The organism is Burkholderia sp. YHN3-13 (assembly GCF_055810675.1).
Genome location: NZ_JBVVNQ010000062.1, coordinates 1 through 2,145 on the forward strand (window position 1 = coordinate 1; position 2,145 = coordinate 2,145).

Annotated in this window: 3 protein-coding genes; all 3 read left to right on the forward strand. The window is 63.1% G+C overall.

Translation table 11 applies throughout. The features are described 5' to 3' along the window. Nucleotides 1–131 precede the first annotated feature (131 nt). A complete protein-coding gene (gene tnpA, locus AC0KUR_RS37780; RefSeq protein WP_226159426.1) occupies nt 132–518 on the forward strand; it encodes an IS66-like element accessory protein TnpA in 387 nt (128 codons plus the stop codon). Next, complete coding sequence (gene tnpB, locus AC0KUR_RS37785; RefSeq protein WP_059671215.1) at nt 515–862, forward strand: IS66 family insertion sequence element accessory protein TnpB; 348 nt, start codon at nt 515–517, stop codon at nt 860–862. The genes tnpA and tnpB overlap by 4 nt, the downstream gene beginning before the upstream one ends. A gap of 51 nt (nt 863–913) precedes the next feature. Beyond that, nucleotides 914–2,145, forward strand: a 1,232-nt coding sequence (gene tnpC, locus AC0KUR_RS37790) for an IS66 family transposase (protein ID WP_473377375.1), incomplete at its 3' end; no start/stop codon positions are given.

The following is a 2,145-nucleotide window of genomic DNA, read 5'->3' on the forward strand; positions in this document are numbered from 1 at the left end:
CTCAACAACTTCGACGTCTTCCATCATGTACACCTGTCCATTTAAAATTTGAATGGACATGATCGTCGGGCGGCACGACTTGCCGATCAAGATGCCTTCGCCGGGCGCTTACGATAGGAGTTGTGGACAGAGTGACTCAGACAGTCGAGATCCCGCCGAAACGGCAAACTCGCCGACATCCCACGGAATGGAAGCGGACCATCGTCGCGCTGACATTCGAGCCCGGCGCGTCGGTCGCCCGTGTTGCTCGCGAGAACGGCATCAATGCCAATCAGGTGTGGGCATGGCGCCGCCTCCATGCGCAAGGCTTGCTAACGGACGATGCGATTCCAGACGCAATGCTGCCGGTTGTCGTCAACGAACCGTCTCAGCCGTCGATGGCGCTCGAGGTGCCGACTGCGACCGACAACATACCGTCCGGCTCGATCCAGATCCAGCATGGCAAGACGTCGATTCGTATCGAAGGCGCGCCGGACCCAGACGTGCTGCGTTCTGTTCTCGATTGCATTTTACGATGATCGGTCTGCCTCAAAACACGCGGATCTGGATCGCGGCGGGCGTCACCGATATGCGATGCGGCTTCAATTCGTTGGCCGCAAAGGTACAGACGGTGCTGGAGAAAGATCCGTTCTCTGGACACGTGTTCGTGTTCCGGGGCAAGCGCGGTGACCTGCTGAAGTGCTTGTATTGGAGCGACGGCGGGCTATGTTTATTGGCGAAGCGGCTCGAAAAAGGACGCTTTGCTTGGCCCCGTGCCGACTCTGGTGTGGTCGCGCTGACAACCGCTCAGCTGTCGTTGTTGCTCGAGGGCTTCGATTGGCGACAGCCGGTCGAAGCCGCGCGCCCACGTAGCGCGCTGTAAACCATTGTTAACTGGCGTTCGCGTGATCGTGGGCAGTCGTAAACTGTCCTCATGGAATCGACCTCGACCGCGCTGCCCGACGACATCAACGCTCTGAAAGCGTTGCTGCTTGAGCGTGATGCTCAGGTTGCTGAGCTGCGAAAGCAGCTCTCGTCGCGGGCACTCGAAATCGAGCATCTGAAGCTCACGATCGCGAAACTGCGCCGAATGCAGTTCGGCCGGAAATCGGAGAAACTAGATCGCCAGATCGAACAGCTCGAATTGCGGCTGGAGGATCTGCAGGCCGACGAAGGCGCCGCCGATGTGGCAGCCGCTCCCGAGGCAAAGCGGCCGCGCCGCGAAGGTCCGAGCCGCAAGCCGCTACCCGAACATCTTGAACGCGAAGAGCGCGTCCATCTGCCCACCGATGATGACTGCCCCGATTGCGGTGGGCAGCTCAAGCCGTTGGGCGAAGACGTCGCGGAGCAACTCGAATACGTGCGTGCGCACTTCCGTGTGATCCGTCATCGCCGCCCGAAGCTGGCCTGCGCGCGCTGTGATCGCATTGTGCAGGCCGCGGCGCCGAGCCGCCCGATCGATCGGGGCATCCCGGGTCCGGCGCTGCTCGCCCACATCGCCGTGTCGAAGTTCGCGTACCACCTCCCGCTGCACCGCCAGGCGGTGATGTACGCGCGTGACGGCGTCGAGATCGATCCCGGCGCGATGGGCTACTGGATGGGCAGCATCACGGTACTGCTCGCACCGTTGGTCGACGCCGTGCGCCGCTACACGCTGGCCTGCGGTAAGGTGCATGCGGACGACACGCCGCTGCCGGTGCTGGCGCCGGGCAACGGTCGCACGAAGACAGGACGTCTCTGGGTCTACGTGCGCGATGATCGGCCGAGCGGCTCCGACGAACCGCCGGCGGTCTGGTTCGCCTACACGGCCGATCGCCGCGGTGAGCATCCGCAGCAACATCTCGCTCACTTCACCGGTGTGCTGCAGGCCGATGCGTTCGCGGGCTATGCCGAGCTATATCTCGACGGCCGCGTCCAGGAAGCCGCATGTATGGCTCACGCGCGCCGGAAGATCCACGAGCTGCATGCGGTGCGCCCCAACGCCGTGACGGAGGAGGCGCTGCGCCGGATCGGCGCGCTCTACAAGATCGAAGAGCAGATCCGCGGCAAGCCGCCCGACGAACGGCGCAGTGTGCGCCAAGCGCGGGCGGTGCCGCTGCTCGACGACATGAAGCGTTGGTTCGAAGCGACGCTCGCCACGCTCTCTGCAAAATCCGACACGACCAA